Raw genomic sequence first — 19,711 nt, forward strand, 5'->3', positions numbered from 1 at the left:
CATGGCCAAGCTCAGCGTCGTCGTGCCCGTCTACAACGAGGAGCGGGCCGTCGCGGCGGTCCTCGCCGATCTCGACGCGGCGCTGCGTCGCGCCCCGGAGATCGCGGCCTTCGAGATTCTGGTGGTGGACGACGGCTCGACCGACGGTACGGCCCGCGCCGTGCAGGCGGCCGCCGAGGGCCGCCCCGCCGTCCGCCTGCTCGCGCGCGACCGCAACCGCGGCTACGGCTCGGCCCTCAAGCACGGCATCCGGCACGCGGCCCACGACCTGATCGCCATCGTGGACGGCGACGGGTCGTATCCCGCCGAGCAGTTGCCCGAGCTGCTTCGGGCGATGGGCGATGCGGCCATGGTGGTGGGCGCGCGCACGCGCGCCGGCGCCGTGCCCCTGCTGCGCCGCCCCGCCAAGTGGCTCCTCACCCGGCTCGCCAGCTATCTGGCCGACGAGAGGATCCCCGACCTCAATTCGGGCCTGCGCGTCTTCCGCCGCGACGTCTACCGCCGCCACGAGAACCTGCTGCCCCGCCGGTTCTCGTTCACCACCACGCTCACGCTGGCCGTGCTGTGCGACGACCTGCCCGTGGTCTTCGTGCCGATCGAGTACCGGCCGCGCGTGGGCCGCTCCAAGATCCGCCCGCTGCGCGACTCGCTCAACTTCCTCCTCCTCATCACCCGCACCATCACCCACTTCCGCCCGCTCAAGGTCCTCGGGCCGCTCGCCGCCGTCACCTTTCTGGCCGGCGCCGTCAAGGGCGCCTGGGACCTTCTCTGGCCGAGCGACCCCGCGATCGGGCCGAACCTCAAGACCTCCGACCTCCTGCTCCTGGTGGCCGGGGTGCAGCTCTTCGCGCTGGCGATGCTGGCCGATCTGGTGGCCAAGCGGCGGTGAGAGGGAGGCGTCCCGTTCCGGGACGAGGGCCGCCGCGGCTCATGGCCTCGAGCTGTGTCGCTCGCGGCCAGAATTCGCGGCGTCGCAGTCCCGCGTGGACTTCCGCACAGACCCTAGAGCCCCGGGAGGCCGAGGGGCACGTTCATCTTCGCTTGCAGCGCGTCGCGAATCGTCTTCCAGCCCTCTTCGGTGATCGTCCACTCCGCGCCAATCAGCCTGACCTGCACGTTGGCGAACTCGTAGACGTCCGCCGTGCCGATGTTGAGCAGCCGGTAGCTGAGGATGGTCCCCGTGACATCCGTCTCGCGGTTCACGGTGAACACATCGGCCTGCTCGGGCTTCAGCTCCCGGAAGAAGAACGTGATGCTCGTCGGGATGCCGTTCGTGTCCAGTTGCTGGAACCGGATGTCGGTCTTCTGCAACGACTTCACCGACACGGGGCCCAGGGGCAGTTCCTTGGCGGCGGCCGGCGTTTCGGCCCGGGGGCTTGTGAGGTCGCCCAGCCACTGGCGCAGCTTGCCCGACCGCATCAGCACCGCGTAGAGCACGAACGCGCCCATCAGCACGAGCGGCACGGCCACGCAGATCGCCAGGATCACGTATCTCCTGTTCTCTTCGCGGCGCTCGAGCCGCTCGCTCATATCCACGTACCAGTCAATATCTTCCTTGGCCTTGGGCATTCACAGGCTCCCTGGCGACAGGGTGTACGGCCCACCTGACCAGAGGGGTGCGCGGCGGACAGCCGCTCCCATTGTATGTCTGGCGCCATGCAATGTCAAACCGCAGGGCAGGCGGTGGACGAGGGATTTGACAGGCGGCGCGAGTTGGTGTAAGCTATCCACGAGTTCCGAGCGCCGAGGAAGTGAATCCCCCCTTGTCGTGTGCCAGGAAACCTGCCCGGCACACCCCCACGCCGTATGCAGGGACAACGACCGCGGAGGCCTTGTCCATGGTGAGAGTCCGGCTCTCGGGTGTTGGTGCGGCCCTGGTGATGGCAGCGGCGGCGGTGTGGGCGGGAGCGCCCGGCGGCGAGGGAGGGCGGCCGGGACGCGTGTTGTACCAGCTCAAGCGCGGCGCCAGCGCGGCGCAGTTGCAGGCCCTGGACGCGCGCGGCAAGGCCCACGGCCTGGCCACGCTTCGCACGCTCCAGGGGCTGGGTGTGCAGGTGGCGCAGATCGCCCGCGGCCAGAGCGCCGAGCGCGAGGTGTGCGCCGACCTGCTGGCCACGGGCGCCGTGGCGTTCGCCGAGCCCGACGCCCTGGTGCCCCCCGTCGCCCTGCCCAACGACACCTACTACGGCAGCCAGTGGCAGCACGCCTGCATCAATTCCCCCGGGGCCTGGGACCGCACGACCGGCAGCCCCTCGGTGCTCGCCGCCGTGTGCGACACGGGCGTGAGCTCGACCCACCCCGACCTCGCGGCCAACCTCCAGCTCCCGGGCTATAACGCCGTGGACGGCTCGACGAACACCGAGCCCGTCTACAACCACGGCACCGGCGTGGCCGGCTGCATCGGCGCCGTGGGCAACAACGGGGCCGGCGTGGCCGGCGTGGCCTGGACCGTGAAGATCCTGCCCATCCGCATCACCAACACGTCGGACGGCCTGGCCTACGTGTCCGACGCGGCCAATGGCATCCGCTACGCTGCCGACCGCGGGGCCAAGGTGGTCAACCTGAGCTACCTGATGGCCGGCTACTCCACGATTGACGCTGCCGCGCAGTACCTCCGCGGCAAGGGCGGCCTGCTCTTCGTGGCCGCCGGCAACAACGGCCAGGACCCGGGCTGGCCCGACTTCGCGTCGTTCGTGGCCGTGGGCGCCACCGACAGCGCCGACAACAAGGCGAGCTGGTCCAACTACGGCGCCTACATAGACATCGTGGCCCCCGGCGTCGGCGTCTACTCCACCACGGGCGCCAGCAGCTACGGCTCGATGAGCGGCACGTCCTTCTCGTCGCCCATCGCGGCCGGGCTGGGCGCGCTCCTCTACTCGATCAACCCGTCTGCCACCCCGGCCGAGGTCGAGAACGTCCTCTTCACCACCTGCAAGGACCTCGGGGCCGCGGGCGAGGACAACGTGTTCGGCCACGGGCGCATTGACGCCGCGGCCGCCGTCGCCAGGATGGCCAACGCGCGGCCCAACAGCCCGCCCCTCGCCGTGGCCGCCGCCAGTCCCACGAGCGGCGTGGCTCCGCTGGCGGTGACCTTCGACGGCTCGAGCTCGACCGACGCCGACGGCGCCATCGCGTCGTACCAGTGGGCCTTCGGCGACGGCGCCTCGGCCGCCGGCGCCACCCCCGCGCACACCTACACCGCGCCCGGCACCTACACGGCCACCCTCACCGTCACCGACAACCAGGGGGCCACCGACACCGACAGCGTCCAGATCACCGTAGACCCCGACCCGTCGCGGGTCGTGTTCGTGAAGAGCATCGACATGGCCCTTCGCAGCGTGCCGGCCGGCACCCTCGCCCTGGCCACGGTGAGCATCATGGACATCGCGGGCGCGCCCGTGCCCGGCGCCACCGTGAGCGGCTCGTGGAGCAGCCCCAAGGCGGGCACCGCCGCCGGCGTCACGGGAGCCGACGGCACGGTGACGCTCGAGTCGCCCAAGGTCAAGGGCAGCCCTCTCACGTTCACGATCACCGTCACGGGCGTTTCGGCCTCGGGCTACACGTACGACCCGAGCTTGAATCTGGAGACGACCGATTCGATCTCGACGGGCAGCGCGGTCAACCAGCCGCCGAAGGCCGTGGCCGCGGCCACCCCGACCGCCGGCCAGGCGCCGCTGACCGTGGACTTCAGCGGCGCAGGGTCGTCGGACCCCGACGGGCAGATCGCGTCGTACCAGTGGAACTTTGGCGACGGCACGACGGGCAGCGGGGCCGCCGTGCAGCACGTCTACTGGTCGCCCGGCACCTACACGGCCACGCTCACCGTCACCGACAACCAGGGCGCCGCGGGCACGGCCCAGGTCGTGATCGTCGTCTCCGACAGCACGGCCGAGTTCATCTGCGTGAAGAGCATCGCGCTGCGGCTGGTCGCGCAGCCGGGGGGCACGGCCATCGAGGCCACGGTCAGCATCGTGACCGGCGCGGGCGCGCCCGTGGCGGGCGCCACGGTGGCAGGGCAGTGGAGCGGCATCGTCACCGGCTCGGCCACGGCCGCCACCGACGCCGCGGGCCACGCCGTGTTCCTCTCGCGCAAGACCAAGAGCTCCGGCACCGCCACCTTCACGGTCACCGGCGTCACCCACGGCGGCTGCGTCTACGACCCGGCGGCGAACGGGGAGACGAGCGCTTCGATCACCAAGTAGCCGGCGCAGCCCCACACCCGGCCCGAGGGCAAGCCGTCGGGGGCGACCGGCTCGGCACTCGAGGCGATCTGACCCGGCGCGAAGGCCGGGACCATGAGGAGCAGAGAGCAGATGCCTGGCACCGCGCCTCGCGCGGGCTGCTGCTGTGCGCTCAGATGATCTCGAGGTAATCCCTGTCCGGCAGCTTCGGGAATGGCGCGGTGGGCAGCGTCTGATACCAGAAGGCCACCGACGCAATGTCGTCCTGGAGCGGCAGGTAGCGGCCGCCGTCGCGCCAGCCCAGGGCCTGAATCGTCACCCGCAGATCGCGCTCGAAGCGTATCGGGTCCATCACGTGCCAGCGGTACATCGAGAAGCGCATCTGCGAGCGATACGTGCCGTCGGGGCGGAACACCTGCATCCCGAGGAACGGCGTGGAGTAGGGCGTGTACTGGCCGGCCACGTCCCAGTTGTAGCACCCGCCGAAGTAATCCTCGGTGCCCGTGCCGCAGATGGTGGGGAACTCGCCGTCGCCGTCGAGATAGAACTTGATCTCCCCCTCGCCCCACCAGCCCGAGTTGTTGACGCCCCAGGCGAGGGCGGTGCCGACGTAGTGCCCCGTGCCGCGCACGCCGTCGAGGATCGTGTGGACCTCCTTGTAGGGCAGCGGGTTGCTGCGGCGGAACTGGGCGTGGAAGTAGGCCGCGTCGTCGGGCACCTCCGTCAACGTGTAGTCAATCTGGTAGTAGCACGTGATGTCGTCGTTGTGGCGGTTCTCCAGCGTGATGCGGCATTCCTTGCGGAAGGGCATCTCCCAGTAGCAGTTGTAGGCGCGGTTGGGGTTCACGGCCACGGGCAGCGAGTTGATCTGCGCGTATTGCCCCCAGGGCGAGGCGAAGAAATCGGCGGCAGGGCACTCGACCGACGGCTGCTCCTGCCCGTCCCAGTAGAAGCGCAGGATGTAGAAGCGTGCCTGGGCGCCCTTGAGCGACAGGTCGCCCGTGATCCAGATGTGCTGAATCGCCCCTGAGCCTTTGATATGCGCGAGCGTGAACGTCTCGCCCGCCTTGATGCGGACGCTGGGGGAGACCTTCCAGCCCTGGCCGAGGTCGCGGGCGCAGCGGGCGCCTGTGCCTTCGGTCGCCATGCCGGCCTTGCCCTTTTCGCCCGTGAAGTTCTCCGCGCAGATCGAGCGCGTCTTCGCCCGCGACACCCGCGACAGATTCCCCAGCCCCATGCCCAGACCGTTGAACCCGCTCATTGTCAACCCTTTCCGCGCCCGCGCACTGAGGCAACGCCGCATGCTTGACAATCACACGCAGAGGGATTATACATGGGATTGAGGGAAGTGCAACACCGTGGGCAGCGGAGCGCAGCCGATGGATGACAAGGTGCTGGAGCGTATCAGCCTGAACCCGCGTGTCATGGTGGGCAAGCCCGTGATCCGGGGCACGCGGATTCCCGTGGAACTCATCGTCCGCATGCTGGGACAGGGCATACCGGAGGACGAGATTCTGCGGGAGTATCCACGCCTCGAGCCGGAGGACATCCGGGCTGCCCTCGCCTATGCCGCCGAGGTCCTCGCCGACGAGGATGTCTTCGCCCTGACGCCCGCTTAGGCTCCCGCTCATGGATTTCGTCGTGGATGAGTCCACCGGCACGGCCGTGGCTGAGTTCCTCCGCGGCCTCGGGCACGACGTCCTCAACATCGTTGAGTCCCTGCCTCAGGCGGATGACCCGGACATACTGAAGCTGGCTGCGGCAGAGAAGCGGATCGTCGTGACGAACGACAAGGATTTCGGGGAACTGGTGTTTCGCAGCGGGAGGCCTCACCGTGGCGTGATCCTGCTCCGCCTGCGCGACGAGAGCGCCGAGAACCGAGTGCGGGTGGTTGCATCCGTGCTCGAACGTTGGGCCAACCGCCTCAGCGATTCCTTCACCGTCGCCACGGAGGGAAAGGTGCGCATCCGCCCCATGCGTGGTCGGGGATTCAGCAGGGCATCGCCAAGGCGGCGTATCCCCTGAAGCCATCCGCGCTGATCGAGCGCGTCTTCGCCCTCGACACCCGCGCGAGATTCCCCAGCCCCATTCCCAAGCCGTTGAAGTCGCTCATGCCCTCTCCTTGCAGTGCTACTCTTCGGGGCGCTCGGGCGCCCCGCGCTCTTCAGTGGGTTCGACGTCCGCAGGCGGGCCCCCTTCGGCAACTTGGGTCGTCGGACCCGATTGCCTAACCCGTTCAGCGATGGGCCGCATCTGGGCAACGATGGCCTGGATGGCCTGCTCCTTCTCAATGCCCAGTGGGACCGTCAGTGGGACACACAAGAGCTCGCCGCCCGGCTCACGTGTGAGGATGCGAATGGCTCCAGACCCCTCGAGGTCGGCGAGCTTCGCTCGGATGCCATGCAGTGTTTCGGGTCGCCATTCCGTGCCATGTATGCCCAGCCACAGCGGGCTCTCTTCCTGCGATGCCCACATGCTGAAGTCCAGCCTCAGACTCACGCCGACATCGCCGAATCTGAGGTAGGCAACGTAACACTCGCCGAACACGCTTGACGCCTTCAGACGCTTGGCGTCGGCAAACCCCTCCTCAATTGCTCGGCGTGAAGCATCGAAGACGAGTTGGGTGAGCTGTATAACCAGGCGGGGGATCCCGGGTGAGAGATCCTCGGAGCGCAGAGGCAGGAAGGCGTCGGTGTCCATGCGTTCGCACAGGCCGTGAAGCTGCCTGACATCGGCCGCGGCGTCGCCTTCATTGGCGCTCACGAGGTCATCATTGACGCGCGCCAGGAGCGCCCGCCAGCTCACAAGCGCCAGCACGGTGCCGTTGGACACCCGGGCCGCGGTGACACCAAGTGGCGCGGCGCTCTCCGTGAGGACCAGTTGTGCTGCTGCGCAGCGTCTGATGAGTTCCGGCCAGAGCGTTGGCTGCCTGCGTTCCGGAGCCACGAAAAGGAGAAGTCCGGGCTTGCCTGCCGTCAGCCGCTTGATGTAGACCACCGGCTGCTTTTCCGTCAGGCCCGCCCAGAACTTGGCCTCAATGAAGACGCGCTCCTCTCCTGCGTCATCGAAGCCCACCAAATCCGGGACTGTTTGGTCCTCTCCCCAGGCCTGTGAGCGGTACCTCACTTCGTCGGGCAGGCCTGGACAACACCCTTGCAGGAGCCGCTCCAACGCTCGGCGGGCAGTCGCAGACTTCTGGAGAATAAAGGCCAGCGACTGCGTGGCGACGTTCTCTGGATGCGCCGCGAAGCTCCCAACCAAGTGACCAAGCAACGTTCCGCCATCCATTAGTCGCGCTCCTATGCAGGCGCCGTGAAGCCGCCGCTTAGCCGGGGCAGGTGAGGACGAGTTCCCCTCGGACCTCACCCAGGGTGTAGGTCTTGCCTGGGGCGGAGCGCTGGCGGAGGAATCCCATGAGTTCGCGCTTTTCGCGGACGAGGCGGACCTCTTCCTCGAAGTCGTCCACCTCGGCGACGACGAATTGCCTGCCGTCGCTGGTGGTCAGAACCACGTTCTCTTCGGCGGCCAGGTTGAGGACCTCATCCAGGCCTCCTTGAAACTGGGGAAGATCGATCGCCTTCACAGCACGATCCCCTCTTGGTCAATCTCCTGGTGGAGGGGCATGAGAGGATGGCGGTCCCAGTAGTCGCGGGCGAAGAAGATGAGGGAGATGACAACGCCCCGCTCAAGCTGCAGATCGTACACAGCGTCGCTGATCCGGTCCTCTTCGGCAGAGGTCAGTGGCGCGGGGGTGACCACTAGAAGGTCATAGTCCGAGTCGGGCGCAACGTCGCCGCGGGCGCGGCTGCCGAAGAGGACAACGGTGGCGTCGGGCACATGCTCCTGAATGATGCGCTTGCAGGCGAGGAGCATGGACCGGGCGCTCCGGGGCACGCTCGTCCTGGCATTGGCCTGCCGCATGGCTGGTCTCCGCACCGCGCCCCCGCGGCCATTATAGGCTGCCAGGCGATGAGGTGTCAACGGCTGCCTGCACTGACACTAGTTTGAGCGCTCGACGGGTTGCAGCCCTGCAAGGGCGTCATATGATAGCCCAGGGCGGAGCGAAGCGAAGCCCTGGGTCTGGGGTCGCAAAGGACCTAGCCCTGTAGGGGCGGCATAGGGCGCCGCAGGGCCTGCTAGCTCGCCCCTTCAGGGCTACCGGGTGGGGGCGGCATTTCCCAGGGCTCCGCTTCGCTCCGCCCTGGGCTATCCTATCTCGCCCCGTTGGGGCTCAGGACAAGCGGAAGACCAGAACTGGGGGCGTGTCAGCTGCTTGCACAGGCTATCTGTCGCCGTCGTTTCTGCCCCTGCCGTGCGCCTGGCGCCAGGCGGGGAGGCGGTCGAGGACGGCGCGGGCCGCGGGCTCGTCGAAGGCGATCTCGCGCGCCTCGTCGGGCAGGTACAGGACGGTGCAGGGGTAGATGAAGAGGCGCTGGCCCGGATGCCAGGGGGCAAGAATGTCTTCCATGAACTCACGGTAGCCGCGGTAGCGCCCGCCGGTGTTGATGTAGGCGTGGGGCGCAATGACGGCCCGGTCGCCGAATTCGCGCGACAGCGTGGCGATGGGGACACTTGACGAGATGTCGCAGTTGAGGCCGGTGAGCCGTTCGAGCTTCTTCAGCACGGGCAGGTGGGCCTCGCGGATGGTGCAGGAGTGGAGGAACAGCCCGCCAAAGGCCCGCGCGATGCGGTTGTTGTAGGGCACGACGAACTCCTCATAGGTCTCGGGCGAGACGTTGACGAGGTTGTCGTCGGACATCTGGATGCCGGCCTCGGCGGGGAACCAGATGGGCGGCCACGAGCCGCGGCTGCACGCCGGGCCGGCCGCCTCAATCTGGGCGCGGAAGAACTCGATGGCGAAGTCGGTCACGAGGTCCATCAGGGCGTGCAGCCGCGCGGGATGGTCGTGGGGCATGAGAAAGAATGCCTCGCCGCCGACCAGTTGCTCCACGGTGGTGAAGGGACTCTGAAAGTCCATGATCTGGATGGCGAGCCGCTCGTCGGCGCAGTCCGCATAGGCCCGCGTCTGTTCCAGCACCTCGCCCAGCCTGCCGGCGGTCATCTTCGGTTTCCGCAGGGAGTCGATCTGGTCGGGGCTGGTGATGACGGGCTTGACCCAGCGGACGCCGGACGCCTCGATCTCCTGGCAGCCGAAGGCCGTGGCCAGGGCACAGGTGCCGGCGCCGGTGGCGAGTGCGGGTACGTAATCGTCGCCGCCGACGGGTCGCGCCCGGATGGCCTGCGTCGCGTGCCAGACTTGCTGCTGGAGGGCCGTGAGGCCCTCGGGCGACGGCTCCGGCGCAGAGCCGTCGGAACAGTGGAGAATGGCCGCGGGACGGCCGGGCGGCGGACCAGCGAAGAGCTGGCGGATGAACGCCTTGGTCGCGTCCACCGTGTCCCAGGGGTAGTCCTCGATTCGCAGGCGACGGGGCATGGTGGCCTTTCCGTTGATTCCCTCGTGCGGGGAGGATTGTAGGCGCGGGCGGCGGGTGGATCAAGCCGTCCTTCTCGGTCCAGGTGCGGGCCGAAGGGCGCCGCACTCCCGACTCGGCGCGCCGTTCGATGCGGGTGTGGGGCTGGCCGCGTCATTCGGCTGAGGTGCTGCCCCGCTCCCATACTTGCTCAACCCCGTGTGGGGGGAGGTGAGCAAGTATGGGTGGATGGGCGAGGATTGGCGATTCTCGCGGCTCCGGCCATACATGCTCCTCTGCGCGATGAGCAAGTATGGGAGCGGGAATGTCTGGCGCACGTAAGATATTGCTGCGTATATGGTTATATGGACACTGGCTGGCTCAGGAGCTTCAGCCGTCGCTGTCGGTCGCGCTTGCCGGACGCTGAGGAGCCATGTCCTGTTCCCATGCGGCGACGCCTCGGAGCACTCGTGTGCTCCGGGGCGGCGTGGCGTGTTACTTGCTGGCGGTGATCGTGGCGTGGGCGGCGTTGACGGCCAGCCACCACTTGCCCGTCGCCTTTCCCCCGCTCTTGGAGGAGTTGTAGACGTGCGTCTGGATGGCGCCGCCGGTGATCACGTAGGTCCTGGCGTTGCTCACCTCGTAGGGCTTGCCGTCCAGGGTGAGGCTGTTCTGGTTGCCGTTGCCCTTGGGGGTGAAGCGGATCCAGGCGGCGGGGCCGCTGAAATCGAGCGAGCCGCCCGAGGCGTGCAGGTGGTCGCGGGTGAGCGTCGAGCCGTCGGGCCGCCGGAGCTCGAACTCGAAGTCGTTGTTATTCTTCGGGTTGAGGTTGACGGCGCCGCTGAGCGGCTCGCCCTCGGGCTCGTCAGGGCCGGTGGGGCCGGCAGGGCCGGCGAGGCTGGCGCCGGGCGAGCGGTAGCGCCCCCACTGGAGGTCCAGCGTCAGGGCGGCCTGCCGCAGGTCGTCTGGCGGCAGGTGCAGCCCGTCGTGCCTCTCGACGATGCCGCCCGTCTTGAGGATCACGGCCGTCGAGCGGTCGGTGGAGAGCAGGGCCGTGACGTAGAAGTGGGGGCTGTCAATCTGGGCGGGGGTGGGCTGGTGATACAGCAGGCTCAGGGTACGCCCTGGAACGGGCTCGTCATCCAGGGGGTTGCGGAACACGCGCGGGTCGCCCACGAAGGGCGAGAGAGGGGTGACGAGGTCATCGCTCTCGGCGGGATAGTTGAAGAACTTGCGGAAGTAGAGCTCGAGGCCCACCGCCACCTGCCGCAGATTGCCCTGCGCCACCACGGTGCGTGCCGAGTGACGCGCCCCACGGCCCAGGCACAGGCCGATCGCCAGCAGCACCGACACGATGACGAAGGTGCTCAGCAGTTCGGTGAGGGTGAAGGCCCTTCGACGGTTTCTCCTGTTGATTGCATTCTTGGCCCGCCTCCTTTCGGCTCTTACAAGGTTGGCTGAGGCCGCCAGGTGTCGGCTGGCCGGCTTCGGCCCGGCGTTGCAATGGTTCTCGCCGGAGCAACTCCCATGCCATCGCCCCCACGGGCTTTGCAACTGCTTATCGGCTCAGGAGATAGGCCCGAGGAATGGAAGCCGGCCCCGTGCATTTGAGGATCGCCCGCACTTGCACCGTACGGGGCAGGGCCGCCCCGGAAGGCACCCCCGCCAGGGTCGCTTGCCCTCGAGCGGGTCCCGGTGTATGATGCCGTTTGTCGGCGTCTGAGGAGCATCGTTTGAAGCTCGATTTCGCCCAGATAGTGCGCGACATCCCCGGCGCCGAAGGCCCGTGCCTCGACGCCGCGGGGCGTCTCTTCATGGTCTGCCCCAGCCGCGGGCAGATTCTCCACGTGCTCGACGACGGCTCGGCCCGCGAGCACGCCAACACGGGCGGCGTCCCGGCCGGGCTCTTCCCCGATCGCGACGGGGGCCTGTGGGTGGCCGACATGAAGCTCGGCATCCTGCGTTGCGCGCCCGACGGACGGCTGGAACACATCGTGGCCGAGTTCGAGGGCGCGCCCATCCGCGGCTGCAACGACCTGTGCCTCGACCGCCGCGGCACCCTCCACTTCACCGCTCCGGGCGGCTCGGGCCCCGACAAGCCCGTGGGCGAGGTCTTCCGCCGCACCTCCGGCGGCGCCGTCGCCCGCATCGGCCAGGGCTATGCGTTCCCCAACGGCATCGCGGTCCGCGCCGACGCCTCCGAGCTGATCGTCGCCGAAACCTTCACCAAGGCCCTCTGGGCGTTCGAGCTGGCTGCCGACGGCGCGGTGGGCCCCCGGCGCCGTTTCGCCACGCTGCCCGGCAAGCACTTCGGCGGGCCGGACGGCATGGACTTCGATGCCGAGGGCAATCTGCTGGCGACGAACTGGGGGGCGGGCACCCTTGACGTCTTCGCCCGCAATGGCGTGCTCGTCGAGCGGATCGAATGCCCCTTCGACAAGCCGTCGAACGTCCACTTCGGCGGCGCCGACGGCTGCGACCTCTACGTCACCGAGCATACCACCAACGGCCTCTGGCGCACCCGCTGGCGTCACCCCGGCCAGCCGGCCATCGGGCCACGGTAGCAGGAACCAACGATGAGCGGCGGGCATGTGGGCCTGGTCTCCGTTGTGCGCACTCGCGCATCGGTTCATCTGGCGGCGCTCGTGCTCTACGGGCTCCTGGCCTTCCTGCCCGGCCTGGGCCAGGAGGTGGACCTGGCGAACCGCGAGGCCCGCCATGCGGAAATCTCGCGCGAGATGGCCGCCACGGGCCGGTTCCTGGTGCCCCACGTGTGCGGCGAGCTGTACCCCGACAAGGCGCCGCTGTTCAACTGGACCGCGGCCCTGCTGTTCCGCCTCGCGGGCCGAGCCGACTACTTTCTCGCGCGCCTGCCCAGCGCGCTCTCGGCCGTCGCCGTGCTGGCGGCTGTGTACGTGCTCGGGCGGCGCTGGTTTTCCACGCAGGCGGCGCTGATCGCCGCCGTGGTGTGGGGGACGACCCCTCTCGTCGCCCTCTGGGCGCGCCAGAGCCGCTCGGACATGCTGCTGACGTGTCTGCTGGCCTACGCGGCGCTGCTGGCGGACTCGGCGGCGGCCGCCGACGAGGGCCCGCGCCGCTGGGCGGCCTGGCTGGGCGCGAGCGCGTTCGCCGCGCTGGCCACGCTGGCCAAGGGGCCGCACGCGGCGCTGTTCTTCGCCATTGTCGCGGCGCTGGTGTGGCGGGCGCGGAGGCCGCGCTGGGCGCCGCCGTGGCCGCTGACGCTCGCGGCACTGGGCGCGATCGCCGCGCTCGTGGGCGGCTGGGCGCTGGCCGCCGAGGTCTCGCAGCCCGGCTATCTGCGGGCGCTCACGGGCCACCAGTTCGGCGTGGGCCTCCAGCAGCACCCCATGCCCTTCTACTACTACCTCGTGGAGCTTCTGCCCGTGGCCCTGCCGTGGAGCCTGTTCGTCGTGGGGGCCGTGGCGTGGGCCGTGCGGCGCGGGCGCGAGCGAGGCTACAGCGCGGCGCTCGTGCCCGCGTTCGTCTTCGCGGCCTTGCTGGTGCTTCATTCGCTCGTGACGAACAAGCGGGTGCATTACATGCTGCCCGCGATGCCGTGGTGGGCGCTGTGGCTCGGGGCGCTGCTCGCCCAGAGCCTGGCAAACGACGACCCGGCCGGCCGCGAGGGCCGGGAGGCGCCGGCCTGGGCCGCGCGCTGGCCGGCGGTCCTCATCCTGGCCGCCCTGCTCGCGGGCGCGCTGGCCGGCCCGTTCGCCTGGACCCGGCAGGCGCGCGGAGGGCTGGCGGCCGTGATCGCCTTGAGCGTGGTGCTGGCGGGGTTGGCGGCGTGGGGCCTGGCCGCGGCCTGGCGCGGGCGGGCCGCTCAGTCGGCCGCGGCCCTGTGCGTGGCCTCTGCGGTCGTGGGGGCCGCGTGGTTCCCGCTCTGGATCGGGCACGTCGCCAAGCCGTCGAGAGAGGTCGCGGCGGCTCGCGAGGTGATCGCCAGCCTCCCGCGCGGCGCGGCCGTGGGGGCTTACAGGTCGGCCAGCGAGCATCTGCTCTTCAAGCTGGGGCACGCGGTCGCGCTGCTGCCGGATGCCGACGCGGTGCGCGTCTTCCTCGCGGCCCCCGGCCCGCGGTACCTGATCACCCAGGCCGAACGGGCCGACGAGGTGCGCGGCCTCTCGCCGAGGCCGCTACGCGAACTCTCTTCGTGGCAGACCGAGCGCGATAAGGGGACCCTGCTGCTGGCCGGCGGCTGAGTCAGGCGCCTTGCTTGCCGGGCGACCGCCGGCGCCGGGGCGTGGCGCCGACCGCGAGGAGCACGATGCCGACGCCCGCGAGCCCCAGCATGACCAGCACGTTGAACCGGCGCGGCAGCTTCACCAGCAGCTTGTGCTCCCAGTAGTCCTCCGTGGTGTCCACGGCAACGTTTTTCCTCTCCACCCGGAGCGCGCCGCCGGGCTCCACCGTGCACAACAGGTAGTGGTGAGGCACGAAGGGCGGATCCGGGCCGGCGCCGGCCCCCCCGCTGATGTAGACGGGCACCTCGCCGAGCTTGTCTTCCAGGTACGAGTGGATGTGGCTACAGAACAGAGCTGTGACGTGGTGCGCGTTCAGGATGCGTTGCAGCTCCTCCACGCCGGACGCCAGGCAGGGGCGCAGGTGGCGCGGGTCGTGCGGCGGCGTGTGGGTGTAGACGATGCAGGCCTCGTACTGGCTGCGGTACCGCGCGAGGGTCTGCTCGAGCCACTTCAGGTCGCCCTCTGCGCACGCCTCCGTGGCCGTGTCGAGGGCCACGAACAGCGTGTTCGCGCAGGCGAACCAGTACTGCCGCGGGCCGAAGCTGCGCGAGTACAGGCGGTATCGCTCGGCCGGGTCCGCCTCCTCGCGGCGGATGTCGTGGTTGCCCGCCACGGCGCAGAAGGGCACCCCCAACCGGGCCTCCTCGAGTTCGTGAAGCAGCCACTCGAAGTCCTCGGCCGCGGGCTCGACCACCAGGTCGCCGCCGGCGAGCACCAGGCGCACGCGGTCCGCCTTCACGCGCTCGAAGATGGTTTCGAGCAGGTCCAGGTTGCCCCGGCTGTCGGCCACGTAGGCGAAAGAGAATGGGGCCTTGCCCTCGAGCACCTCGCCCGCCGGCGGCAGCACCGAGGGGCTGAGGCGCGGGAACGAGGTCCAGGCCGAGGCGTGGACCACGAGCAGGCTTCCTGCCATGAGCAGAAGCAGGATGGCCAGGACGCGCACTACGCGCTTCCATCGGCGCGGAGAGGTTGCCTCGGTCACCTGTTCGGACGGTGTGCTCACGTGGGTCTCCTGCCGCAGCCGCCTCGCCAGTTCCCGTTTTCTATTATTGTAGGCAACCCGTGTGCAGATTCAAGCGGCGTCTGCGGTTGAACCCCTGCGGCCTTCCTGCTAGAATCCCGCCCCGAAGCCCCTTGTCCCCACAGGAGACCGCCATGCGCGTGCTGTTCTACGACATTGACACCCTGCGCGCCGACCACCTGGGCTGCTACGGCTACTGCCGCGACACGTCGCCCAACATTGACCGCATCGCCGCCGAGGGCGTGCGGTTCGAGCACTGTTACGTCTCCGACGCCCCGTGCCTGCCCTCGCGCGCCTCGCTCTACACGGGCCGCTTCGGCATCCACTCGGGCGTGGTGAACCACGGGGGCCTGGCGGCCGACCTGCGCCTTCAGGGCCGCGAGCGCGCCTTCCGCCACGGCCCGGCCCGCAACTCGTGGATCGCCGCCCTCCGCCAGGCCGGCCTCAGGCCCGTCTCCTTCAGCCCCTTCGCCGAGCGCCACAGCGCCTGGTGGTTCTACCACGGCTGGCTCGAGATGCACAACCCCGGCAGCGGCGGCATGGAGATCGCCCCCCAGGTCGTCCCCGGCGCCCTCCGCTGGCTCGATGCTCACGCCAAGGAAGACAACTGGTTCCTCCACGTCAACGTCTGGGACCCCCACACCCCCTACCGCACGCCGCTGGACTTCGGCGACCCGTTCCAGGGCCAACCCTTCGATGAATGGCTCACCGAGGACCAGATTCGCAAGCACTTCGAGGGTTACGGCCCTCACTCGGCCCAGGACCTTGGCGACATGGGCCCTTACGACACCGCCCGCTGGCCCCGCATCCCCGCGCAGATCACCTGCCTGGACGATTACGCCCGCTGGATCAACGGCTACGACACCGGCATCCGCTACGCCGACCACCACTTCGGCCTGCTCCTGGCCGAACTCGAACGCCAGGGCGTCCTCGACGACACCGCCATCATCGTCTCCTCCGACCACGGCGAGAACCAGGGCGAGCTCAACATCTACGGCGACCACCACACCGCCGACAACATCACGGCCCGCGTGCCCTTCATCCTGCGCTGGCCCGGCCTGGGCGCCGGCCGCGTGGACGCCGGCCTCCACTACCAGACCGACCTCGCCGCGACGATCCTCGAACTCGCCGGCGGCCAAGTGCCCGCCCTCTGGGACGGACGCTCCGTCGCTCCCGCCCTCCGCGACAGCTCTTGCCTGCCGACTGCCTCGTGCCGAGTGCCGACTGGCGCTGCGGCCACCGGCCGCAGCTTCCTCGTCTGCGGCAACCTCGCCTGGAGCTGCCAGCGCTCGGTCCGGTGGGACAACTGGCTCCTCCTCCGAACCTACCACGACGGCCTCAAGGACCTCGACCCCGTCCTGCTCTTCGACGTCGCGGCCGACCCGCACCTCACCCGCGACCTGTCGGCGGCCCGCCCCGAGGTCGCCAACGAGGGCCTCGCCCGTCTCCACGAGTGGACCACCGCCATGATGAACACCTCGGAGAGCGACGTGGACCCGCTCTGGACGGTCATTCGCGAAGGCGGCCCCTATCACACCCGCGGGCGGCTGCACGCCTACTGCGAGCGCCTGCGCGCCACCGGCCGCGCCCACCACGCCGAGGCCCTCCTGGCCCGCCACGGGCACTGGATGACCTGACCTACGGCCGCATGGTTGATTGTTGGGCGAAAGAGAGCTATACTCGGGATTGGGCGCGGGGGCCTCGCGCGCGAAACACGCATCACCAGCACTCCGGAGGAACGCACATGGGCCTGACGAACGTGGAGGCCAAGGTCGCGAACCCGTTCCACCCGGCCCGGCACAAGACCCTGCGCTTCCTGGTGGACTCCGGAGCAGTCTACTCGGTGATTCCCCGGGCCGAGCTGGAGCGCTTGGGCATCGAGGCCACCGGCGAGCGCACCTTCTTCCTGGCCAACGGCGTGCCCATCCGACGCCAGGTCGGCGAGGCTCGGATCACCTTCGAGGGCCAGACCGCCACCTGCGTCGTCCTCTTCGGCGAGGAGGGCGACAGCGCTCTCCTCGGCGTCACCACCCTCGAGAACCTCGGCCTCATCTTCGACCCCTTGCGTCAGAAGATCATGCCCCTCCCCATGCTCATCGCCGACGTCCGAAGGCTGTTCCCCAACTGACCGCCTGCGAGGGACGCGGAGGGACCAGCGGAGTATCCTCCTGCACCGCACGAGAATCTTCTTCGCCATCTTCATCCTCGGACTGCGGCGAGCGGCCTCACCGCCTTCCCCATCGAATGGGAGTTGAGAACCCTCACCCGCCTGATGGGCGTGCCCGACGCCGCATTCCCCGACAGCTACTCGGGCATCACCGCCTGGCTCATCCGCGTCCGCAACGGACTCTCCGACACCTACGCCCGCTATCCCTGGATGGCCTATGGCACCGACTGGCTGGCCTTCGACCACATCGTGCTGGCCGTTCTCTTCATCGGGCCGTTGCGCGACCCTGTGCGGAACCTGTGGGTCATCGAGTTCGGCCTCATCGCGTGCGTGCTGGTCATTCCGCTGACCATGATCTGCGGCCCTTTCCGCGGCATCCCCTTCACCTGGCGGCTCATTGACTGCTCGTTCGGCGGCGTCGGCTTCGCCGTTCTCTGGCCCGTCCGGCGGCTTACCCAGCGGCTGGCCTGCTTGGCCCACTGAAGCGGCTCTCACCTTCCCACGGTCACGCCATCCTTGTCACCGACGAGGCGCACCGCCGTCACGGTGGCCTTGAGGAGGGCGGTGCCGCAGGGGCCGCGGGCGGCGACGGTGTTGTTCTCGAAGCGAACCCCCTCGCAGTTGCTGAGCCAGATGAGGACGCCCGGGTCAAAACCACGGTCGGCGCCGCGACGGCTCGGACGCCCCTGCGCGCGGTCGAAGCGGTTGCCCTTCACCAACACGTCCTGAGCGCCGTCCACGAACAGGTTGATCCCGTCGTTCTCGAGGAAGGTGTTGCCCTCGAGCACGATGTGCTGGTGGCCGTGTGCGATGCCCTTGCGGTCGCCCTCGCCGGCGATGCTGACGATGCCGGGCCGCGCGTCCCACGCCCCCGTGGTGGCGTAGCCGGCGCGGCGGAAGGTGTTGCCACGCACGACGACGTGGCGGCTGTAGCAGGCCTCGTTCCACCAGTACTCGGGGGCGATGATGAGGGCCGCGATGGTGCTGCCGTCCACGGTGTTGCCCTCGACGAGTCCGTCGTCGGCCTTCAGCAGCAGGCCGCGGGCGCGGTGGTTGCGGATGACGCAGTGGCGGACGACGTAGCCGCTGCCGTTGGCGGCGGGGGTGCTGATGCGGCAGCCGAGCGCGGCGGCGGGCAGCGGGCGGTCGAGGGTCAAGCGCCAGAAGTTGCGGGTCTCCTTGAAGTGCTTGTCGTCGGGCAGGGCCTTGGGGGTGTAGCCTTCGGCGCGGTTCACCGCGACGACCGTCGCCTCGCCGGCGAGCGCGCCCTGAAGGTCGAAGAGGCGCAGGGGATCGCCCGCGCGGAAGAAGTTGCCCCAGCGCGTGGCGATCACCCAATCCTTGCCCTCGGCCTCGATCACCATGGCGTAGGTGCCGTGGATGGCCACGCCGTCGTCCGGCATGCCCTCAAAGCGGCAGCCGTCAAGGGTCGGCCCCTTGCGGGCGCCGCTGGAGTGGAAGGCGTCGGCGTTGCAGGCGATGAGCGGGGCGGCGGTGGCGCCGGGCGGCTTGGGGCCATAAGTGACGGTGTAGGAGTAGTGGTTGCCGCCCTCGCCGCCGTCGTCGTGGATGCAGAAGCCGCCTCCGGCGAGGATGGCGACGCCCTCGATGCGCATCCCGCTGCACCCGGCCACGAGGATGTCGCGCTGGCCCGGGCCGCGGAAGGCCATGAGGTCGCCGGCCTCGAGCGCCTCGGCGGCGGGCCGGATCGGGTGGTGGAAGTGCAGCCGCACGAGGTTTCCGCCGAGCATTTCGCCGCTCGTGAAGCCCATGTCGTGGCTGCCCGGCTTCCATTGCCGCGTGCGGGGGTCGAAGACGTAGCCCGTCTGGGGCCTCTCGAGGTAGGCCGCGGGATAGCCCGCGTCCACCCGCAACTCGAGCCAGGCGCCGTCCGGCGCGATCTTCTCGATGCGGCCCTGGGTGAATGGCGGAGTCTCGTTGACGAGCGTCATGCCGCGGAGCGCGACGTTGCGGCAGCGCACGAACTCGATGCCGCCGCGGGTCGGGTCGGTGCGGGCCAGGGTGACGCCGCGGGCGTCTATCTCGAGGTCGGCCAGCCCCTCGAACCTCAGATACGGCCCGCGATCGGGCGTTGGCGGGCGATACGTGCCCTCGGGAACCCGCACGCTCTTGAGCCCCGCCCGGGCCGCGGCCTCGATGCCGCGCTGGAGCGACGCAGGGTCGTCGGGGCCGGTGCGCACGGCGCCGGCCGGCGGGCCCGCGGCACACGCCAGGGGAATCAGCCGCCCCGCGCCCAGGAGCGCGAGAGCCAACAGCGAATGCCACTGCCCGTCGGCCATGGGTCTGCTCCTCGAGCTTGGTCATACCGCACAAGGTCGGCGAAGTCAAACGCCTCGCGAGCCGACATGCCTGCGACGCGTGGTCGGATGCCCGTCGCGAAATGGGCATGCCCGGAGCCGGGCCCCTGCCCTGTCTCCAGGGCTTCGGCGGCTTCTTCATCGGCTTCGCCGGGCCGTGGCATCGGGCCGTTGACTGCCCTGCGCCGGGCAGCTATACTCTGAGCAGAGGAGCGTGAATCCCGATTGGGATTGCTGGGGGTTGAGCATGGGCGCGACGAAGCTCGAAGCCGAGGTGGCGAACCCCTTGAACCCGGGCCGCCAGAAGATCATGCCCCTCCCCATGCTCATCGCCGACATGCGCAGGCT

18 protein-coding genes are annotated in these 19,711 nt (G+C 69.4%); 9 read left to right on the plus strand and 9 right to left on the minus strand.

Going from position 1 to position 19,711, the window contains the following annotated elements; all coding sequences use genetic code 11:
* The first annotated feature begins 1 nt into the window (after position 1).
* On the plus strand, positions 2–889 hold the full coding sequence (locus PLE19_10705) for a glycosyltransferase family 2 protein (protein ID HPD15412.1): 888 nt from the start codon (positions 2–4) through the stop codon (positions 887–889).
* Positions 890–1,002: 113 nt separating this feature from the next.
* Here PLE19_10705 and PLE19_10710 read toward each other — a convergent pair whose 3' ends face one another.
* Positions 1,003–1,569, minus strand: a complete 567-nt coding sequence (locus PLE19_10710) for a hypothetical protein (GenBank protein HPD15413.1) — start codon at positions 1,567–1,569, stop codon at positions 1,003–1,005.
* Positions 1,570–1,838: 269 nt separating this feature from the next.
* Between PLE19_10710 and PLE19_10715 the strand changes: the two genes are divergently transcribed.
* A complete protein-coding gene (locus PLE19_10715; GenBank protein ID HPD15414.1) occupies positions 1,839–4,202 on the plus strand; it encodes a PKD domain-containing protein in 2,364 nt (787 codons plus the stop codon).
* Between the two features lie 151 nt (positions 4,203–4,353).
* Here PLE19_10715 and PLE19_10720 read toward each other — a convergent pair whose 3' ends face one another.
* Positions 4,354–5,442 carry a DUF2961 domain-containing protein gene (locus tag PLE19_10720; GenBank protein HPD15415.1) on the minus strand — a complete coding sequence of 363 codons (1,089 nt, stop codon included), beginning with the start codon at positions 5,440–5,442 and terminating at the stop codon, positions 4,354–4,356.
* A 118-nt stretch (positions 5,443–5,560) separates the two neighbouring features.
* Here PLE19_10720 and PLE19_10725 point away from each other — a divergent pair, with 118 nt between their 5' ends.
* Together PLE19_10725 and PLE19_10730 are read left to right on the plus strand one after the other, a co-directional pair.
* Positions 5,561–5,800 (plus strand): DUF433 domain-containing protein, encoded by a 240-nt coding sequence (locus PLE19_10725; GenBank protein ID HPD15416.1) that lies wholly within the window; start codon positions 5,561–5,563, stop codon positions 5,798–5,800.
* A 10-nt stretch (positions 5,801–5,810) separates the two neighbouring features.
* Positions 5,811–6,206: a DUF5615 family PIN-like protein gene (locus PLE19_10730; GenBank protein HPD15417.1), complete on the plus strand. Its 396-nt coding sequence runs from the start codon at positions 5,811–5,813 to the stop codon at positions 6,204–6,206.
* 105 nt (positions 6,207–6,311) lie between these two features.
* On the opposite strand, the gene PLE19_10735 is transcribed toward PLE19_10730, so the two are convergent.
* The 5 genes from PLE19_10735 to PLE19_10755 all read right to left on the minus strand — a co-directional run bounded on the left by PLE19_10735 (position 6,312) and on the right by PLE19_10755 (position 11,146).
* Positions 6,312–7,469 carry a hypothetical protein gene (locus PLE19_10735; GenBank protein ID HPD15418.1) on the minus strand — a complete coding sequence of 386 codons (1,158 nt, stop codon included), beginning with the start codon at positions 7,467–7,469 and terminating at the stop codon, positions 6,312–6,314.
* A 37-nt stretch (positions 7,470–7,506) separates the two neighbouring features.
* Positions 7,507–7,764, minus strand: coding sequence for a hypothetical protein (locus PLE19_10740; protein HPD15419.1), 258 nt, complete (start codon positions 7,762–7,764; stop codon positions 7,507–7,509).
* Positions 7,761–8,102, minus strand: coding sequence for a nucleotidyltransferase domain-containing protein (locus tag PLE19_10745; GenBank protein ID HPD15420.1), 342 nt, complete (start codon positions 8,100–8,102; stop codon positions 7,761–7,763). The genes PLE19_10740 and PLE19_10745 overlap by 4 nt, the downstream gene beginning before the upstream one ends.
* A gap of 361 nt (positions 8,103–8,463) precedes the next feature.
* Positions 8,464–9,615 (minus strand): uroporphyrinogen decarboxylase family protein, encoded by a 1,152-nt coding sequence (locus PLE19_10750; protein ID HPD15421.1) that lies wholly within the window; start codon positions 9,613–9,615, stop codon positions 8,464–8,466.
* A 472-nt stretch (positions 9,616–10,087) separates the two neighbouring features.
* Complete coding sequence (locus tag PLE19_10755; GenBank protein HPD15422.1) at positions 10,088–11,146, minus strand: type II secretion system protein; 1,059 nt, start codon at positions 11,144–11,146, stop codon at positions 10,088–10,090.
* Positions 11,147–11,325: 179 nt separating this feature from the next.
* On the opposite strand from PLE19_10755, the gene PLE19_10760 reads away from it, so the two are divergent.
* Both PLE19_10760 and PLE19_10765 read left to right on the plus strand, forming a co-directional pair.
* Complete coding sequence (locus tag PLE19_10760; protein HPD15423.1) at positions 11,326–12,156, plus strand: SMP-30/gluconolactonase/LRE family protein; 831 nt, start codon at positions 11,326–11,328, stop codon at positions 12,154–12,156.
* Positions 12,157–12,168: 12 nt separating this feature from the next.
* Positions 12,169–13,815: a glycosyltransferase family 39 protein gene (locus tag PLE19_10765; protein ID HPD15424.1), complete on the plus strand. Its 1,647-nt coding sequence runs from the start codon at positions 12,169–12,171 to the stop codon at positions 13,813–13,815.
* Position 13,816: 1 nt separating this feature from the next.
* Here the strand turns inward: PLE19_10765 and PLE19_10770 are convergent, their stop codons facing one another.
* Positions 13,817–14,860: a metallophosphoesterase gene (locus PLE19_10770; protein HPD15425.1), complete on the minus strand. Its 1,044-nt coding sequence runs from the start codon at positions 14,858–14,860 to the stop codon at positions 13,817–13,819.
* Between the two features lie 152 nt (positions 14,861–15,012).
* Here PLE19_10770 and PLE19_10775 point away from each other — a divergent pair, with 152 nt between their 5' ends.
* The 3 genes from PLE19_10775 to PLE19_10785 all read left to right on the plus strand — a co-directional run bounded on the left by PLE19_10775 (position 15,013) and on the right by PLE19_10785 (position 17,528).
* Positions 15,013–16,515: a sulfatase gene (locus PLE19_10775; protein HPD15426.1), complete on the plus strand. Its 1,503-nt coding sequence runs from the start codon at positions 15,013–15,015 to the stop codon at positions 16,513–16,515.
* Positions 16,516–16,622: 107 nt separating this feature from the next.
* Positions 16,623–17,006, plus strand: a complete 384-nt coding sequence (locus PLE19_10780) for a retroviral-like aspartic protease family protein (protein HPD15427.1) — start codon at positions 16,623–16,625, stop codon at positions 17,004–17,006.
* 123 nt (positions 17,007–17,129) lie between these two features.
* Entirely contained in the window at positions 17,130–17,528 is a 399-nt protein-coding gene (locus tag PLE19_10785; protein HPD15428.1) for a hypothetical protein, read from the plus strand.
* Positions 17,529–17,536: 8 nt separating this feature from the next.
* On the opposite strand, the gene PLE19_10790 is transcribed toward PLE19_10785, so the two are convergent.
* The gene (locus PLE19_10790; protein HPD15429.1) at positions 17,537–19,345 is read right to left on the minus strand and encodes a right-handed parallel beta-helix repeat-containing protein; all 1,809 of its coding nucleotides are present in this window, start codon (positions 19,343–19,345) and stop codon (positions 17,537–17,539) included.
* Between the last annotated feature and the right edge of the window lie 366 nt (positions 19,346–19,711).

Source organism: Planctomycetota bacterium, from assembly GCA_035384565.1.
Lineage (GTDB): Bacteria > Planctomycetota > PUPC01 > DSUN01 > DSUN01 > DAOOIT01.

What these genes read in the sequence shown, in the direction of transcription:
- PLE19_10705 (HPD15412.1), top strand. Translation starts at nt 2, where the DNA reads ATGGCCAAGCTCAGCGTCGTCGTGCCCGTCTACAACGAGGAGCGGGCC.
- PLE19_10710 (HPD15413.1), bottom strand. Translation starts at nt 1,569, where the DNA reads ATGCCCAAGGCCAAGGAAGATATTGACTGGTACGTGGATATGAGCGAG.
- PLE19_10715 (HPD15414.1), top strand. Translation starts at nt 1,839, where the DNA reads ATGGTGAGAGTCCGGCTCTCGGGTGTTGGTGCGGCCCTGGTGATGGCA.
- PLE19_10720 (HPD15415.1), bottom strand. Translation starts at nt 5,442, where the DNA reads ATGAGCGGGTTCAACGGTCTGGGCATGGGGCTGGGGAATCTGTCGCGG.
- PLE19_10725 (HPD15416.1), top strand. Translation starts at nt 5,561, where the DNA reads ATGGATGACAAGGTGCTGGAGCGTATCAGCCTGAACCCGCGTGTCATG.
- PLE19_10730 (HPD15417.1), top strand. Translation starts at nt 5,811, where the DNA reads ATGGATTTCGTCGTGGATGAGTCCACCGGCACGGCCGTGGCTGAGTTC.
- PLE19_10735 (HPD15418.1), bottom strand. Translation starts at nt 7,469, where the DNA reads ATGGATGGCGGAACGTTGCTTGGTCACTTGGTTGGGAGCTTCGCGGCG.
- PLE19_10745 (HPD15420.1), bottom strand. Translation starts at nt 8,102, where the DNA reads ATGCGGCAGGCCAATGCCAGGACGAGCGTGCCCCGGAGCGCCCGGTCC.
- PLE19_10750 (HPD15421.1), bottom strand. Translation starts at nt 9,615, where the DNA reads ATGCCCCGTCGCCTGCGAATCGAGGACTACCCCTGGGACACGGTGGAC.
- PLE19_10765 (HPD15424.1), top strand. Translation starts at nt 12,169, where the DNA reads ATGAGCGGCGGGCATGTGGGCCTGGTCTCCGTTGTGCGCACTCGCGCA.
- PLE19_10775 (HPD15426.1), top strand. Translation starts at nt 15,013, where the DNA reads ATGCGCGTGCTGTTCTACGACATTGACACCCTGCGCGCCGACCACCTG.
- PLE19_10780 (HPD15427.1), top strand. Translation starts at nt 16,623, where the DNA reads ATGGGCCTGACGAACGTGGAGGCCAAGGTCGCGAACCCGTTCCACCCG.
- PLE19_10790 (HPD15429.1), bottom strand. Translation starts at nt 19,345, where the DNA reads ATGGCCGACGGGCAGTGGCATTCGCTGTTGGCTCTCGCGCTCCTGGGC.